We start from the raw sequence: 14,322 nt of genomic DNA, 5'->3' as shown, positions 1-14,322 counted from the left end.
GTTAATCTATTCATTCCTTAAGCAGATAACTTGTCATAGATAGTGAACCCACGGTACAGGAATCATTGTATATAGAGAGCTGATCATGTTCATCCGCAGCACCCAATATATAAAACAGCGGATCAAGATGCTCTGATGTGGGTACCGATAGTTTGGCGGACACCCCCGCCAGCCGGTAATCGATGACACTTCTATATTTCTTTTCGGATATTGTTTCTTTGATAAAATCATCAAATTCAACGGCCCAGTCATAACCGCCTTTCATATCCCATTTAATATGTGCAAGGTTATGAACTACATTGCCACTAGCGAAAATCAATATCCCTTTGTCTCGTAGGGGTTTTAGCTCGTTACCCAAATTAAAGTGATAGTCGGGATTCTCATTCCTGCTGACGCTCATGTGATAAACAGGGATATCCGCTTCGGGATACATGATTTTCAAGATGGACCATATTCCATGATCAATGCCCCAGCTATTATCAGTTTGCACATTTCCCAAAATCAAATCTTTTGTAAAATGGGCTAATTCCGGCGCCCCTTTTGGCCGGTAATCAACCTCATACAGTTCTCTAGGGAAACCGTACATGTCATGAACTATTTCCGGATGGGGATCATCATTGATGCGAGTTCCATCCGTCACCCAATGGCCGGATATCGCTAAAATTGCTTCGGGTTTTGGAATCTGCTTGGAAATCTCAACCCAATTCCGTGTAAACTGGTTATCCTCAATCGCGTTCATCGGGGAACCGTGCCCAACAAACACAACAGGCATCTTATTCATAGTCAACACCTCGTTTTAAACTTTTCTTACCAAACCATAATCCTGTTCAACCACTTTATTGAGATCCTCGAGCAGCTTTGCTACATCAATACCATGAGCCCTTGCACCTTGCTCAAGATTCTCGAACCGGGCAGCCATGCATCCGAAACAATGCAGGCCATGTTTTAAAAAGACTTCGACGGACTGCGGATACTTTTCTACGATTTCTGTAATTTTCATTTGACCTGTAATCATTGGATTTTCCTCCTAATGGATAATTTATTCTATTCCAACCGTAGTTAATTTAAACGAACCCATATTCTCATAACCATTTCCTTGAGTTAAAGACTTGCGAAGGAGCATCCGGGCTCTGTGCAGCCGCCACTTCGCCAATTCAACTGAAATGTTAAGGATTTCTGCCACCTCTTTAGTAGAGCATCCATTGATTTCCTTTAAAGTGTACACCTCACGTTGTTCATTTGGTAGCTGTGAAATCGCCTTAAACAGCATCTTTCTCATCGCTGTTTTTTGACACTTTTGATCCGGGTCTTGAGTTTCGTCTAGTTTTGTTTCAAGTTCTTCAGCCGGATTTTCTTTACGACCAGATCGCTTGCGTTGGTAGTCAATTGTTGTATTAACGGCTATACGGTATAGCCATGTCGAGATTTTAGACTGGCCTTTGAACAATTGCCTTGACTGGAATGCCTTTATAAATGTTTCCTGGGCCAAGTCCTGGGCGATATGATAATCCCCGGTCATTCCGTATATTAAGTTTATAATTTTAGGTTCATTATCCTTAATAACCGTTTCAAGAGAGGCTTCATTGTCTAGATCATTTAGTCCATATAAGTTTTCACGGATAATCATTGTCGGTCTCTCCTTTAATATTCTTGACAATCATTCTTTGATATCATCTCCTTTTTTAATGATCGTCATTAATGCCACATTTCTTCCTTTAAAAGTTGATATCATGAATTAAGACGAAATCGATTTGAAATAGATAGTGAAAATAATATAAGATAAAAATAATAATAATACCAAAGTTACCATAATCCTACTGTTGGTAGACAATTGAAGCCTTGTTTCGATACTAAAATAACAAATCCTTTTTATAACAACTTTTGACTTTAATATTAGTACTATACAAGTTATCTAAACATACACTGCATAAAGGAACAACCAAATCAGATCAAAATGGCTTGATTTGATGGTTTAAATAATGATATTTTAAGAAGTCATCCTTCTAAGCAGATCCACATCATATTCGAACTGCAGCACTTGAACTTTCCGTCTACTCCGCAATCTTCTAGCCTTTTTCCTTCTAGTCATCAAATAATAATAAGCCGATCCGATCACTATTAACCAGATTGTTAAAACGAAATAGACGGTTGCAAGCAATACATCAGTTGTAAAAGCGTTAGAATTAAGGACTGATATTCTTGACGATCCCATTCCATAGAATAACAAGGATAACAGATAGCAAACGACTGTTTGTTTTGGCATTATTACACCCCCATTTAAATCTTATACAAAAACCACTTACAACTCATACTTAAGCTGAAATTGCCTCATCAGTCCATGAATTTCGCTTTGACACTCATAAATCCTCATCCGATTACCGGCAATTTTCTCTTCAGATATTCTTTTAATCATCTCAACCTTAACCACATTACCATCATGCCTAAAGCGGATGGGACGCGGAGTTCCTGGAATGTCAAACCAGGCTATCATTTCTATCGGACTCATGACTATTTTCATGTCAACCACACTTCGCCCAGTCACCCGTAACACACTCGGTACAGCCTCCGATATGCAAAAGTTTATTCCGGCAAACTGGGCATTGATCATGGGCAATTAGCCATTCTTCACAAGGTTCCATGCAATAGGATTCCCTATTACACTCAGCACAGACATCTCTCATTCCATTCGCCTCTCAGTACATATATTTGGTTTATTATCGTACTTATGTTCTCATTTTATCAGTTCTCTTTTTTTATATCAATATTTCTTACATAAAACTATATCCACCCTCATCGACAAAAAATTGATGAGGGTGGATTTGTTATCTTATAAATCTTATTTAATTGAACAAGAGAGTTATACCTATCAAAAAATATCCTATGCCCCGTATGGAAGTATTTACATCCTTTAATATCGATTAAATGAGAGCAATATAAGTATGATATGGCAAGATATGAATTGTAAAATATCTTATTAAGTAAAGGGGGATTACTAAGTGCCAAATTTTTTAATGTTCTTATTTAATAGGATAAAAGAATTGAAGAAATTACAAGATTCAATTTCAATTGGTTTATTGAGCGGTTTGATAGGAACTATTTTCATGGATAGTTCAAATTTACTTATATTTAAAGCAGGCAAATCCGAGACCTTATATGGATACATAGCAGGCGCTTTGTTTGTTCCTCCCTATCGAACAAAACAAAAGAAGAATTTTATTTTAGGTGAATTGGCTCATTTTGGAATTGGATCAATTTGGGGAATTCCTTTATTTTATATTCTTAAAAAAACCGGAAAAGATCATCATTTAGTTAAGGGCATTTTCATATCAATGCTTTCTCTTGGCACTCTAATAGGTGGAATTAAATTTGGTATCCTAAAAAAATTCAGATTTACAAAGACATATTATTCGGCATTATGGAACCATTTAGTATATGGTTTAGTTTCCTCACAAGTTATGGTTTTGCTGGCGGATCCGTTAGTTTTTAATAACTCGAATTTTAAGACTGATCATTCCAGACAAGTAAAAGATGATTATAATTCTCCATCATTTATGGAGTCTATACCTGATCTCGAAGAATCTCAACATTTAATACATTAATCATGCTGTAAATGGAAACATAAGAGAGCATGACTGACATAAAACCGGACCCCTGGCGGCTATTGTCGCCGGGGGGGTAATCCGTGTCTAAGAATTACCCACACTTTGACCAATCACCTGTAATGCACTCAATGCACGCGCCCACATGAATGAGCTTATTCCAAGACAAGACATTTCTTGGTTTCAATCATCCAGGCTTCTAGGGGTACATATTGGTTACTCTCTGCACAAATATCCTTCTAATTTATTTTGTGACCTCCGATGACGTATTAGATGTTGCTTGTATTAGTGGTCGATTTGTTCCATGCTAACCCGATTGCGGCCCTCGTGTTTCGAACGGTATAGAGCACGGTCAGCCGCCAAAATCATAGCATCCGGTGTATCAGCTTGTCCCGGGAATCTTGTTACAACCCCAAGGCTGACTGTGATATGATTCGCACAAAGAGAATTTATATTTGGAATACTAGCCATCTCAATACTTACCCTTATTTCTTCAGCTATAGTGGCAGCTCCTACGCCTTCAGTACTTGGCAAAATAACGGCAAACTCCTCCCCTCCATAACGTGCCGGAAAATCCCCAGGTCTTTTTACAGTCTTTTTAAGAATAGATGCAACAGTTTTGAGGCAGTCATCACCTTGAAGGTGTCCGTATGTATCATTAAAAGCTTTGAAATAATCAATATCTAGTAAAATCAATGATAGTGAAGTATTTTCCCTCTGGGCTCGCCTACACTCTTGAAACAGTTCTTGATCAAAATGCCGACGGTTAGCAATTCCTGTCAAGCCATCTAAATAGGATAGATTTTGCAACATTTCATTAGCTGCTTTCAATTGGCGAGTAACCTCTAATAATTCCACTTCTCGGGCTTTTCGTCGATAGATCTCATGTTTTAATCTCAATGCTGAACGCACACGGGCTATTAGCTCCACCTTATCGAGGGGTTTCTTAATAAAGTCCATAGCGCCAGCAGAAAAGGCCTTCTGCAAATCATCTTTTTCCGTTGTAGCTGTCACCATTATTATAGGTACATCTACTAGCCATTCTCGATTCTTAATGTTCCGGGAGGCCTCGATCCCATCAACCTCTGGCATTACGACATCCATAAGAATTAAATCGATTTCGATGATACCTAGTTCCGAATAACCATCGACTAGGCTATAAAGTTCCCTGGCCGATTTGACTGTGATTATATCTGAATAACCCGCAGACACGAGTAAGGCTTTAGTTACTTCTAGGCTAAAAGTCGTATCATCCACAATAACTATGGCCATTTGGCGTTGACCCTCCATGTATTTACATTTCTGCGTAGTTTGATGCGTCAATTGCTTCTATCCAGTGACGATTTCCACAGCGCAATAGAGTCATCCGATAGTTAAAACAGCTAAATAACTTTCTTTAGGATTCAACATATTTCCATATATTCCTTCTGATTTTGCGAAAAACTTCGACACATAAGAAAAGCTGGCCCAGCTATAGAAATATTGAGCAATCTGAGATTCATTTTTCTAAACGTGGAATTTGCTATATAGTTCATGGAGAGAATAGAAAGTGAGGCATTAAGTTATTTAATGGGGACTTCAACCGAGTTTTATCGTTTCGGTTAACAAAGATAGTAAACGGGGTAAAAATATGCTCATCCTTACCCTTGGCAGAATGTATCGAGATGCTCAGGTTGCTCTCCAACTGACCCTATCCTTCCTTACATTTATCCTTCTCTTAAGAAGGTGGCCATATAATAAAACCTATAGCACCTTCTATCATTGCCTCTTGTACTTTCCGCTCATGAGAAGAAGAGGAAATAATAATAATTCTGGCTTCTTTATCTACTTTTTTGATTTTTTTAAGCGTTTGTATCCCATCTAATTCTGGCATTGCAATATCCATTATTACAATGTCTGGCTTTAGCTCGTCGTAAAGCTTTATAGCAGTCAGTCCATTATCCGCTTCGCCCACGACTCGAAAGCCACTATTCTCAAGAAGCTTCTTAATAGATTTTCTTATCAACTCTGAGTTATTGACACACAATGCTGTCTTCAAGTATTGCACCTCAAATCGTCTAATGAACACAATATATTTGCTTAAAGTTATTTTAACAATTTATTAAACAAGTAATTAGTACACAAGGTCATTATTTTATATGCCAAAATCACCTTTTCAATTTTTATTATGCATTTTGCATGATAATCGCTTCCGAAACCTGTTGGTTAATTTTGCATAGAAATTAACCAACAGGTTTTCTGATCTAATGGACCCGCAAGTCTCATGTATTAATCCCACACATTTTTCTTAATTACTAGATTTCCTAGTGAATCTTTTCATGTATTTTAAAGATTTTTTCAGTAAGTCTCTGGAGTGTGGAAAGTCAGTGAAGCATTTGATGACTAAATAACAAAGAGCAGAGCATAAGAAGAGTTGTACGGTTTTAAGCCGGGCAACCCTTCTTTGTGGCATCTGCCAAGCAATTTTCCTGACCTAGTTATCTATAAATCGCTTCTCAACAAAGCAAATGGAGAAACAAGTCGCCGTGAGGGTTCAATCCATCTATCTTATCCGCACTTACTCCAATCACCGGTGATACACTCAGTACACCCGTCCACATGAATGAGGTTATTTCCACACACTGGAAATTTTTTATTTTCAATCAACCATGATTTGCACGGATACATACAATAGGATTGTCTATTACACTCAGTACATACATCTTTCATATTACTGCGCATCTCCAGCAGTACCATTATCCGTCGTTTGGACTGCATTTTGTACGGGAACTGTTTCCTGTTTGCTATCTGATTTAGCCACAGTCAACGGACTCTGAATTTGCAATCCATTAAACAGCTGCCCCGCTTTGGTTACAATATCCGCTAGAAATTTCGCTGAAATCGTTGCGGCAATCGTGAAAAACAGCGTCCCTAGCTCAGTGTTTACATTAGAAAAGAGAGCCAACACAAGAAGACCACCAATATAAGGAACCAAGCTCGTTTCAACGAATTGGGGCAGTTTACTGAAACTAAAATTACTGTTTCTAAGAGAAAGCAACACTCCAAAAATGAAATCCGCTAATATTAAACCCAGAACTGTCTCCAGGGTAACGAGAACTTTTGAAGCCAGAATAAAGTTTAACACTAAAATACCCCCTTTTTTATTGTCCCAAATACTTAGCAACCGCAGCAGCGGTCGCATATTTGTCCTTGCCAGATAACAGGACTTCGTTCGGATGCCCGGCGCTTGGCCCACCAACAACAATTAATTGCTTGGCACTCTGGGCCTCAGCCGGAACGGACTGGTTGGCTGCTCTTATAAATAGTGCACAGTTTCCATTTTTAGCAGCAACATCATTCCCACTCCAAAAATCGTCCTTCGTGAATAGTAATACTGCAACGTTTAACACTCTATCTTCCTCCTCCAGCAAGTTATATTGAGCCGTTACATCAGCGACCAAATCAGCCCATGTTTTTCCGTGGCTTGTTAGATATTCGATCGGATCTTGATGGTCCGTCTCATGCCACTTGGCTGAAACTTGAGCATGGGACATCAGAGTAACCCCATCCACGACAGGAAGCTTCCTATTATATAGGAGCTTTGCAAGCAACCAAACGTATTTCTCATAAGCTGCTTTGAACTTAACTGGATCTGTTGTTTGGCACAACTCCACTTGAACATAACCCAAATGGTTTGCAGTGTGGCCAGCTCCATAGCAGAGATAGTTGGTATCGGCAACTTGAAGGATTTTCTGGTCGTCCACGAAGAAATGAACGAACGCGTTTTGCCAAGTAGTCGATTCGAAATTGCGCTCTCCATCGGCGGAGTCGCCGTTATTGGCCGTCGAGTGTGCAACTACTCCGACATAATGCCCGTTGTCATAGGGTTCTTTAGGTAGTCCGGCAATAAAGTTTTGTTTGATTGAATAGCTCATTTGACCTCCTATAGCCAGCTATCAGTATATATTTCTGACAAATTACTTTCTTTAGCATACAAAAAAGCCACCCTAATTCGGGAGACTAAATAATGATATTCCCTTTAGAAGTCTAACGATTTATAAATCCGTGATCTTCTTAATCACGTTCTCTACAGACTCACCGTCTTGTGGAACAGGATCTTCTCCTTGCTTTGCCAATTTCTGAATCAGCCATACTGGTAAGGTTATTTCATGAATTCCGTTGGCGGCACCATCTTTAGAACCACCCGTATGGTGTTCCTGACAGAGTACCAACATATTTCGAACATCATCGACGGTTGTTATGGGCAGGTTTCTAAGAAGCCGCCCATAACCATAGGGGTCCCATTCTTCACAAAACACCTTGAGCTTTTCAAAATCCGTCACGTTTTCTAAGCTCCACTCAGCTCCAAAATGGTGGACCTGGAGATTTTCTGTGGTTCCACATATCCAACATTTATAATGTCCATCGGCTTTCAATCGTTCCTTACTTCGCCGAAATTCTGCCGATTCTTTCCTCTCTGCGTGTGAAGGATCAATGACAATTTCCGTGAGCGTCCGCTTAATCACATGGACTTCTAACATCTCGTCGTTCCCCTTTTTCAAGCTGGTCAATACGCTTGTGAGCTAACTTAGTTCCTTCCTCAACCCGTGCAAGACGTTCGGACAAAGTATGAAAGTTCTTGTTGGTCTCCTTCTGCTCCATTAACAAATCGTCAGTCCTTCTCAAGATATACTTAATGTCTGACTCGATACTTCCCTTATCTTGACCATCCAGCATGGATTCTTTCTTAACCCCTCTCGCATAGCCCAAATAACCAAAGATCACGGCACTGATCGCCTCTGCAGCAACAACTATGGGTATCGTCGACGATAGATCCAATCAAGACCCCTCCTCTTTGAAATTTTTCAACCAACTTTCCTGAGATGTTTGAAGAGCTCAGATGGACCATCATAGGACATCCTTATTTAAGCTTCTCAGTACAATCGATCGAGAGCTATATCCTTCGACTGTACCAAGGATCATCGTTTAATTTAGAATATGCAGACAAACCTTCTTCGGTGATTTCTTAACGGGTCACCAAATAAACAATTAGTCCTGTAACAATCGTCATGAGTCCTGAAATCGCCAGAGCCACAATCCACGTTGGTCGTCCACGGGAAGCCTGTAAAACTTGATCCAGCTTAGCCTCAAGGCGGTCGAACTTTTTTCCCACGTCGATCTCTAGAGAATTGAGCCTAGCTTCCTGAGCTAGGTTTTTGGTTTCGAGGACAGCAACTCGCGTATTTAGATCATCCTGTTCGCCCAATGGTCATCTCCCCCTTCTTTTATTAGAAAAGAGGAGCTTTTATGCCCCTCCCAAATTTAAGCTACATAGTCAATGCCTGTGATTGTCTTATAATCGGCCCCAGTGATCTTACCTTTAACTACAAATACTTTTAGTGAAGTATTGTCATAATATCCTGCTTGGTAATAACTTGTACAAATCGATACCCAATCCATTTACATCAAACCTCCTTGTACTAGGGCTAAGAGCATTTGAGCGTTTTGGGCCTGTAAATCTGCTAGTTGTTGTTCAGGAGTTTTAGGGGTTTGTGCGTAGTCGAATGATACGTCCTTCGTAGTTGGATCTACATAGGTTGCGGAGACATAATATCCATTGGGCGGGGCTGGCTGCGGTATTGAATCAATAAGAATACCGATCGCGTTTAATTCGTCCTGGGTCATTAGATTTCCGTTTGTATCCTTCATCCCGTGGTCCGTGTCTAAAGGCATATAATGAATGAAATTGACCAACGATTTGTTGGGATTTATGATAGTTAAGTTACCTAAAAATATCATTTAAAGTTTCCCCCTAGCCGTTAATTAGATATTGGGTAGCACCATAAAATACAGTACCTCCTGCGTATGGGATAGTTGCACATGCGTAGCTGCCGCTATGATTTGCGTTAATCGCGTATGGGGTCATGTTTGATGCCGTGTAGGTCCATAGAATGGTACCGCTTGAATTGATTTTCATATATCTATGGCCTGTTTGGTATTCAACAATATAAATGTTGGTTGAGTTATCAATGGCTATATTTCCTTTTAAGGTGTAGGTATCATTTATAGGCACAGACCATACTTGGCCCCCACTACTGTTTAGTTTCACAACCTGAGTGCCATTTCTGGCGTACACGTAACCATCCGAACCCATAACCGCTCCGGAACAGTTAGACATTGCTGAAGCAGAAGCAGTTAAATTCCATTGTAACGAATCATTTGAATCTACCACTCTGATTGCCATGCTAGTTCCACTCACGTATCCTGAAATAACCGTCACTTCGGTACTGAAATTTGTGTCTGAAAACCAAGAGTTACTACCAATTGTTGTATCCGTCCAGATTACATTGCCGGAACCGTCATGCTTTCTTGTGGGGTGGGTACTTGTGCCACCGTCGTAGGTGTAAATATACCCAGAATTACAAATGGTGATATTATATGCTTGTTGCACCCCTACCGCGTTATTCCAGACCGTATTACCTGAACCGTCCATCTTATGGAGGTTAGAATTGTTGTGGTTAACGTAGATATAATCGTACTGGTCTACGAAAACGCCAAAATAGGAGAAGTCATTCTTTGACCACACAAGTGATCCCGCTGCGTTGTATTTATACAGTATACTTCCAGCGCATAGATACATATTACCTTGCGAATCGACAGCGATACCATACGAGGAGCCACTACTGTTGGGGTTGGCTGAATACGCTATCTGCTCGACCGTGACGTTCGATACCATGCTTCCTACAGGATATGCTTTCTTTACTATCCCGCCTGAATAATACCCTGCAGGAATTGAAGTGTCGCCGGAAGTAGACGGCGTGAATGTCGGCACTCCCTGGTTCGGCATAGTTCCCGCCGTTCCCGCGATCGTTGTGCCGGTCAAAACATTCCCTGCCGGGACCGACACCGCCGAAACTGTTCCCGATCCGTTGTGATACCCCGCTGGGATTGCCTGTGCGGTGCTTCCTGGTGTGATTGTCACAGCTCCCCGGTTCGGCATGGTTCCCGCTGTTCCTGCGATCGTCGTGCCGGTTAGGACGTTAGCTACCGGTACAACAACTGCCGGGACGGTTCCAGATCCGTTATGATACCCCACCGGGATAGCCTGGGCTGCATTGCTCGGTGTTATAGTAACAGCTCCCTCGTTAGGCATGGTCCCTGCTGTCCCTGCGATTGTCGTGCCGGTTAGGACATTAGCTGCAGGTACAACAACTGCCGAGGCTTTTCCAGTCCCGTCGTGGTATCCTTTCGGGATAGGAACGTCAGAAGGCCCCGGCGTAAGCGTCACGGAGCCTTCATTTGGCATGGTTCCTGTTATTTGTCCAACGTCGGTTGTAACCTCTTTTCCACTAAGAACCTCTGAGGCGTTGGCATTGCCGCCCGTTCCCAAACCAAGGAGTAACCCTTGAACCTGGGCCTTTATACCTTGAACAGCCCCAAATAATCGAATACCCATCTCATCACCTACGCTATCTGTTCAACAATGCCGCTGACCGTCATCGTGACATCAGTTCCTGAGTCTTGATTGGCTCCAAACGTTTGTACCCCGGTGGCTACAAGTTTCAAGTCAATAATGGTTGACGTGTTAGCCGGGAGTGTGATAGAGTTGGCGATCTGATTGTTTGCAGTCAACCCATTTTTATAAAGAGTTACAACTCGTTGAGAGGAACCAGTATTGACTAAGCAAACCTCTAAGATCTGGGTTCGATAACTTGACCCTGCGTTGGTGAAGTAGTTCGTTGCCGTGGCACTTAATGCTGACTGGGCCAGTTCCGTTGGCGTTCTGTCGCCTACTGCCATTAATAAAGACCTCCCATTGATGTAATACGTTTATAGTTGATGGAATCCGACTTAACCCCTGCTACCGAAGAATCTGTATAAGACCCAGCTGCCGTTTGGGCTGTGGCAGCCTTGGCCTGTGCTCCTGATGGAGTTTCAGCCCCAATATCTGAAGGTAATAACACGTCAGCGCCGCCTATCGCATGCCTGGATTTATGAGCACTCAAAGCCGCTAGATTTATGTCTGGAGGATCATACCAGTTTGTCGTTCCAGATATCGCCTTGACCCTCCCCATCAACCAACCAAAGAGTTGAGTCATCGTTCCGGTGCTCGAAGGGGAAGCCAGCGTTGGGTCCCCAGTTCGATTTCCAATCACCGCATCGGTGGCAGCACCATTGCTCAATTCAGAAGCTTGAACAGGAAACTTGGAGTCTGTGTAGCTCTGAGCTGCTGCCTGTGCAGCCGGGATGGCTGAGTCAATCTTGTCAAAGTTGTCATTGAGCATGGTCTGAATGTTGAAGGTCAGCGATCCGTCTGAGGCAGGATCAACTTCATAAAGATCCAAGTTCGGCGTTGTCTTAGCCATCTAAACACCTCCGGCAAATTCGTTGAGTGGGGTTGAGTCTAACTGGTTGATGGTCATTACCTGATGAATTTCGTTAATCAACAGATAGGAAAACAAATAGACCAGCTCCAAATAGGCTGGCTTAATCTGAGAGACTGCTGCTTTTAAATCATTGAGATTGGGTGGTATACCCAGAATACTATTGAACTTGACCTTAATGGTTCCATCAAACGTCACCTCCGTATTTCCATTCGTAAAGGCATCACAGACGGTTTTAATCAAGGTGGAGTTAAGCTTCCCGCCGCCTCGCCACTTGGACTTTATAACACTGGCCCTATAGGACAGAGGTTTTGTGTTATCAGTGGGTATTCCTAGTTCTTTTTCATAATAATCCAAGCCCCATGTTGCCGTATCAACGTTAAATTGAGCTTCTAAATCGGATAGATCAGCGCCCAGGCCATCCAGTTCTTGCCCTTCAGATTGGAATAACTCAGTAAATAACTGAGTGCTCGTTATGAAATAAGGAAGAGAATCGCTAAGCAATCGTCACCACCCCCAGAACCGGCGTTTCAGTCAGTGCCGAGGTATAGCTGAGAGGAACATTAGAAATTCCTCCATTGACCGTTAGGTTGGTATAATCCAAGATCCCTTGGCTCGATAAAATTGCCGACCCAATCTTGGCATAACTAACAGTACTATCAACGAAGGCAATCGCCTGGAGATAAGCTGTTAAATTCGCTTGGACATTGGCGAGCCGTTGTTCATCGGTATAATCCGAATCTTTAACCGCTGTAAAATTAATGGTTATTGTACTAGCGAATGCACCTTCCACTGTGGTAAAAGCTCCGAACGGAGCAGCACCCAGCCCGAGTCCTTGGGCACCTGGGTCCATATAAGCCTGAGCTGCTGCGACTAAATCACTGCTGGGAGGCAGTTTATTCACGTCAATTATGACCAGTTTTACAGTGTTGTTTCCGTTCCAAGTTGGATAGAATTTTACATCACCGACTCCCGTGAAGTCTTTCATGAGGTTGATAAACTGAGCAATATTTCCTCCCGTTGCCGGAGTTTGAATATAATCATAGTACCTTTGTAAAAGGGCTGAGTCGCTTTCTGCGTCAAAGCCGTCCTGCGTCGGATTAGAATTTGTGACGCTCACAAGACCAGCGATGGCAACCGGAAACTGAGTGATCTGGTTGGCTGGAACCATGCCTGTTGACCCAGCGATGAGGGCTTCAACATGAACACTTGCCGATCCGCTGATGGTTTGTTGCTGAGTTGATTTAAACTGAACTCCGCCAGGTGTTTGAACCAAATCACCAGTATTAATCATTCCATTACCTGTTATGGTTACGTCTGCCGTGGCATAAGTTGCTGGGTTTCGGGAAATGCCTGTCCGTTGGTAGATTCTCATGGCCAACTCGTCGCCGCTTAAGGTTGTAATATCAAACTTCTTGGCTACTTGGTCGAGATTGGCCTCTTGCTGAGCAATCTCAATGGCCACCGGAGAGGTTGCATCATAAATAAAAGAACCCTCGGATTTGTCAACATCTGAGGATACATTGGAAAGCATGCGACTTAAAATCACATTACTGGTTTCGCTATACACTCATGGTCACCTCACCATAGATCGTCTCTGCCGTAAAATCTACGCTGGTTTTACTACCATCAATAGACAGTGTAATGTTAGAGATTCCGGTAATATAGGGATTAACTAAGAGCGCTTCTTTTAAATACCGTTCGACTTCTGAAGACATGGCTGCGTTTGATAGGCTCTGATTCATCAGCGATTCCAGTTCGTTTCCAAAGTTTAGACTGTAGGCTTTATAGACACCCTTTGGAGTCTGTAATGCTTTCCAAGCCCAAATCTTAACGGCATCTCTTCCGGTTACCAACACACTCTTGCCGTCAATTAGAAGAAACGTGTTATTAGTAAAGTCCCAACCATACTCTTTCGCCAGAGGTAACTCAGAAGAACCCAGACCGTTGGATGTGATGAGGGCCTGTTCGAAGTTTTGCGGAAAAATGCTCATACACTCACAACCCTTGCCAAAATAACAAAGGTAGAACTATCGACCTGAACTACGGCTAAAGTGTCACCTACATTGAGTCCATCTGTGAAATTTAGCGTGGCATTTGGTATGCTGAGACTTGTTATTGTGCCATCTGAAGTTGTACCACTGACTGTTGGGCTTGGAAGGTTAATCTGTCGGGAATAACTGGTTAGCAGAAAATCGGCCACTAATAGATTATCCCCGGCTAATTGAAGTTCTCCAGCCGTAATCGTAAGCGGAGATGTAGCGATCACCGTCGCCAATTGAACCGAAAAGGGGTTGTATTTCGCTCCCTGGTCCTGCATGATTTTAATCATTTCGCTGTATGGATTTTTAGACCTCATG

General features: G+C 42.1%; 23 protein-coding genes. 1 reads left to right on the top strand and 22 read right to left on the bottom strand.

The features are described from left to right. Positions 1–10: 10 nt before the first annotated feature. From ygiD to DESACI_RS24760, 6 genes are all read right to left on the bottom strand, one after another. Positions 11–781 (bottom strand): 4,5-DOPA-extradiol-dioxygenase, encoded by a 771-nt coding sequence (gene ygiD / locus DESACI_RS06425; protein ID WP_014826369.1) that lies wholly within the window; start codon positions 779–781, stop codon positions 11–13. A 15-nt stretch (positions 782–796) separates the two neighbouring features. Then, positions 797–1,015, bottom strand: coding sequence for a DUF1858 domain-containing protein (locus DESACI_RS06420; protein WP_014826368.1), 219 nt, complete (start codon positions 1,013–1,015; stop codon positions 797–799). Between the two features lie 24 nt (positions 1,016–1,039). Beyond that, positions 1,040–1,627: an RNA polymerase sigma factor gene (locus DESACI_RS06415; RefSeq protein ID WP_014826367.1), complete on the bottom strand. Its 588-nt coding sequence runs from the start codon at positions 1,625–1,627 to the stop codon at positions 1,040–1,042. Between the two features lie 360 nt (positions 1,628–1,987). Beyond that, positions 1,988–2,263 (bottom strand): hypothetical protein, encoded by a 276-nt coding sequence (locus DESACI_RS06410; protein ID WP_014826366.1) that lies wholly within the window; start codon positions 2,261–2,263, stop codon positions 1,988–1,990. 36 nt (positions 2,264–2,299) lie between these two features. Further along, complete coding sequence (locus tag DESACI_RS06405; protein ID WP_242833134.1) at positions 2,300–2,506, bottom strand: hypothetical protein; 207 nt, start codon at positions 2,504–2,506, stop codon at positions 2,300–2,302. A 13-nt stretch (positions 2,507–2,519) separates the two neighbouring features. Next, positions 2,520–2,681 (bottom strand): hypothetical protein, encoded by a 162-nt coding sequence (locus DESACI_RS24760; protein ID WP_014826364.1) that lies wholly within the window; start codon positions 2,679–2,681, stop codon positions 2,520–2,522. 315 nt (positions 2,682–2,996) lie between these two features. Between DESACI_RS24760 and DESACI_RS06400 the strand changes: the two genes are divergently transcribed. After that, positions 2,997–3,599, top strand: coding sequence for a hypothetical protein (locus DESACI_RS06400; protein WP_014826363.1), 603 nt, complete (start codon positions 2,997–2,999; stop codon positions 3,597–3,599). A 285-nt stretch (positions 3,600–3,884) separates the two neighbouring features. Here DESACI_RS06400 and DESACI_RS06395 read toward each other — a convergent pair whose 3' ends face one another. The 16 genes from DESACI_RS06395 to DESACI_RS06325 form a co-directional block, all read right to left on the bottom strand. Continuing rightward, positions 3,885–4,871, bottom strand: a complete 987-nt coding sequence (locus tag DESACI_RS06395) for a GGDEF domain-containing response regulator (RefSeq protein ID WP_014826362.1) — start codon at positions 4,869–4,871, stop codon at positions 3,885–3,887. 445 nt (positions 4,872–5,316) lie between these two features. Beyond that, the gene (locus tag DESACI_RS06390; protein WP_427846738.1) at positions 5,317–5,646 is read right to left on the bottom strand and encodes a response regulator; all 330 of its coding nucleotides are present in this window, start codon (positions 5,644–5,646) and stop codon (positions 5,317–5,319) included. A 663-nt stretch (positions 5,647–6,309) separates the two neighbouring features. Next, the gene (locus DESACI_RS06385) at positions 6,310–6,723 is read right to left on the bottom strand and encodes a hypothetical protein (RefSeq protein WP_014826360.1); all 414 of its coding nucleotides are present in this window, start codon (positions 6,721–6,723) and stop codon (positions 6,310–6,312) included. A 16-nt stretch (positions 6,724–6,739) separates the two neighbouring features. Then, the gene (locus DESACI_RS06380) at positions 6,740–7,513 is read right to left on the bottom strand and encodes a peptidoglycan recognition protein family protein (protein ID WP_014826359.1); all 774 of its coding nucleotides are present in this window, start codon (positions 7,511–7,513) and stop codon (positions 6,740–6,742) included. A gap of 120 nt (positions 7,514–7,633) precedes the next feature. Next, positions 7,634–8,119: a hypothetical protein gene (locus DESACI_RS06375; protein ID WP_014826358.1), complete on the bottom strand. Its 486-nt coding sequence runs from the start codon at positions 8,117–8,119 to the stop codon at positions 7,634–7,636. Beyond that, positions 8,097–8,417 (bottom strand): hypothetical protein, encoded by a 321-nt coding sequence (locus DESACI_RS06370; RefSeq protein ID WP_014826357.1) that lies wholly within the window; start codon positions 8,415–8,417, stop codon positions 8,097–8,099. Before DESACI_RS06370 ends, DESACI_RS06375 begins: the two co-directional genes overlap by 23 nt. A 187-nt stretch (positions 8,418–8,604) precedes the next feature. Continuing rightward, positions 8,605–8,844 carry a hypothetical protein gene (locus tag DESACI_RS06365; protein ID WP_014826356.1) on the bottom strand — a complete coding sequence of 80 codons (240 nt, stop codon included), beginning with the start codon at positions 8,842–8,844 and terminating at the stop codon, positions 8,605–8,607. Between the two features lie 56 nt (positions 8,845–8,900). Continuing rightward, entirely contained in the window at positions 8,901–9,038 is a 138-nt protein-coding gene (locus tag DESACI_RS23495) for an XkdX family protein (protein WP_014826355.1), read from the bottom strand. Next, positions 9,039–9,377, bottom strand: a complete 339-nt coding sequence (locus DESACI_RS06360) for a hypothetical protein (protein WP_014826354.1) — start codon at positions 9,375–9,377, stop codon at positions 9,039–9,041. A gap of 13 nt (positions 9,378–9,390) precedes the next feature. Next, on the bottom strand, positions 9,391–11,034 hold the full coding sequence (locus tag DESACI_RS06355; protein WP_014826353.1) for an NHL repeat-containing protein: 1,644 nt from the start codon (positions 11,032–11,034) through the stop codon (positions 9,391–9,393). An 8-nt stretch (positions 11,035–11,042) separates the two neighbouring features. Beyond that, positions 11,043–11,378 (bottom strand): hypothetical protein, encoded by a 336-nt coding sequence (locus tag DESACI_RS06350; protein ID WP_014826352.1) that lies wholly within the window; start codon positions 11,376–11,378, stop codon positions 11,043–11,045. After that, the gene (locus DESACI_RS06345; protein ID WP_014826351.1) at positions 11,378–11,944 is read right to left on the bottom strand and encodes a hypothetical protein; all 567 of its coding nucleotides are present in this window, start codon (positions 11,942–11,944) and stop codon (positions 11,378–11,380) included. Before DESACI_RS06345 ends, DESACI_RS06350 begins: the two co-directional genes overlap by 1 nt. Continuing rightward, a complete protein-coding gene (locus DESACI_RS06340) occupies positions 11,945–12,466 on the bottom strand; it encodes a putative phage tail protein (protein ID WP_014826350.1) in 522 nt (173 codons plus the stop codon). It lies immediately after the preceding gene. After that, on the bottom strand, positions 12,459–13,532 hold the full coding sequence (locus DESACI_RS06335; protein WP_014826349.1) for a baseplate J/gp47 family protein: 1,074 nt from the start codon (positions 13,530–13,532) through the stop codon (positions 12,459–12,461). The genes DESACI_RS06340 and DESACI_RS06335 overlap by 8 nt, the downstream gene beginning before the upstream one ends. Then, positions 13,525–13,956, bottom strand: coding sequence for a DUF2634 domain-containing protein (locus DESACI_RS06330; RefSeq protein WP_014826348.1), 432 nt, complete (start codon positions 13,954–13,956; stop codon positions 13,525–13,527). Before DESACI_RS06330 ends, DESACI_RS06335 begins: the two co-directional genes overlap by 8 nt. Further along, positions 13,953–14,321, bottom strand: a complete 369-nt coding sequence (locus tag DESACI_RS06325) for a DUF2577 domain-containing protein (protein ID WP_014826347.1) — start codon at positions 14,319–14,321, stop codon at positions 13,953–13,955. The genes DESACI_RS06330 and DESACI_RS06325 overlap by 4 nt, the downstream gene beginning before the upstream one ends. Position 14,322 lies beyond the last annotated feature (1 nt).

Origin of the sequence: Desulfosporosinus acidiphilus SJ4, from assembly GCF_000255115.2 — a bacterium.
Classification (GTDB): domain Bacteria; phylum Bacillota; class Desulfitobacteriia; order Desulfitobacteriales; family Desulfitobacteriaceae; genus Desulfosporosinus; species Desulfosporosinus acidiphilus.
This window is presented reverse-complemented; position numbering and strand designations above follow the sequence as displayed.

Coding starts and splice junctions, on each gene's coding strand:
- ygiD (WP_014826369.1), bottom strand. CDS start 781: ATGAATAAGATGCCTGTTGTGTTTGTTGGGCACGGTTCCCCGATGAAC.
- DESACI_RS06420 (WP_014826368.1), bottom strand. CDS start 1,015: ATGATTACAGGTCAAATGAAAATTACAGAAATCGTAGAAAAGTATCCG.
- DESACI_RS06415 (WP_014826367.1), bottom strand. CDS start 1,627: ATGATTATCCGTGAAAACTTATATGGACTAAATGATCTAGACAATGAA.
- DESACI_RS06410 (WP_014826366.1), bottom strand. CDS start 2,263: ATGCCAAAACAAACAGTCGTTTGCTATCTGTTATCCTTGTTATTCTAT.
- DESACI_RS06405 (WP_242833134.1), bottom strand. CDS start 2,506: ATGAGTCCGATAGAAATGATAGCCTGGTTTGACATTCCAGGAACTCCG.
- DESACI_RS24760 (WP_014826364.1), bottom strand. CDS start 2,681: ATGAGAGATGTCTGTGCTGAGTGTAATAGGGAATCCTATTGCATGGAA.
- DESACI_RS06395 (WP_014826362.1), bottom strand. CDS start 4,871: ATGGCCATAGTTATTGTGGATGATACGACTTTTAGCCTAGAAGTAACT.
- DESACI_RS06380 (WP_014826359.1), bottom strand. CDS start 7,513: ATGAGCTATTCAATCAAACAAAACTTTATTGCCGGACTACCTAAAGAA.
- DESACI_RS06375 (WP_014826358.1), bottom strand. CDS start 8,119: ATGTTAGAAGTCCATGTGATTAAGCGGACGCTCACGGAAATTGTCATT.
- DESACI_RS23495 (WP_014826355.1), bottom strand. CDS start 9,038: ATGGATTGGGTATCGATTTGTACAAGTTATTACCAAGCAGGATATTAT.
- DESACI_RS06360 (WP_014826354.1), bottom strand. CDS start 9,377: ATGATATTTTTAGGTAACTTAACTATCATAAATCCCAACAAATCGTTG.
- DESACI_RS06355 (WP_014826353.1), bottom strand. CDS start 11,034: ATGGGTATTCGATTATTTGGGGCTGTTCAAGGTATAAAGGCCCAGGTT.
- DESACI_RS06350 (WP_014826352.1), bottom strand. CDS start 11,378: ATGGCAGTAGGCGACAGAACGCCAACGGAACTGGCCCAGTCAGCATTA.
- DESACI_RS06345 (WP_014826351.1), bottom strand. CDS start 11,944: ATGGCTAAGACAACGCCGAACTTGGATCTTTATGAAGTTGATCCTGCC.
- DESACI_RS06330 (WP_014826348.1), bottom strand. CDS start 13,956: ATGAGCATTTTTCCGCAAAACTTCGAACAGGCCCTCATCACATCCAAC.
- DESACI_RS06325 (WP_014826347.1), bottom strand. CDS start 14,321: ATGAGGTCTAAAAATCCATACAGCGAAATGATTAAAATCATGCAGGAC.